Source organism: Flavobacterium sp. FlaQc-49 (genome assembly GCF_044005985.1).
GTDB classification, from domain to species: Bacteria; Bacteroidota; Bacteroidia; order Flavobacteriales; family Flavobacteriaceae; genus Flavobacterium; species Flavobacterium cupriresistens.
On the sequence record NZ_JBIPCS010000047.1, the window covers coordinates 1 to 284 of the forward strand.

The window sequence follows — 284 nt, forward strand, 5'->3', positions numbered from 1 at the left end:
TTTAAGTAGCGTACACCAATTATATCCGGTGGATTCAAATGTATTCCTTACTACTCTTGAAGAATGTAAATTTCAAGTGCATAATTTCTTATATGGATCATCAACTCGACCTGTTTTAGGAGATTATGTTTGGTACGACACCAACGGTAACGGAATTCAAGACGAATGGTACGATGCCAATAATGATGGAATTGTAACCAAAAATACTCCTGACGCAAATGGTGCAATCGACTATAGCCAATGGGAATGGATTGATCTTAATGGTGATGGCAGTTTTACCGGTC

General features: G+C 38.0%; 1 protein-coding gene. It reads left to right on the top strand.

Annotated features, from left to right (window positions below):
* The coding region (locus ACHRV3_RS23025; RefSeq protein ID WP_395436294.1) for a hypothetical protein at positions 1–284 on the top strand (284 nt) is incomplete at both ends.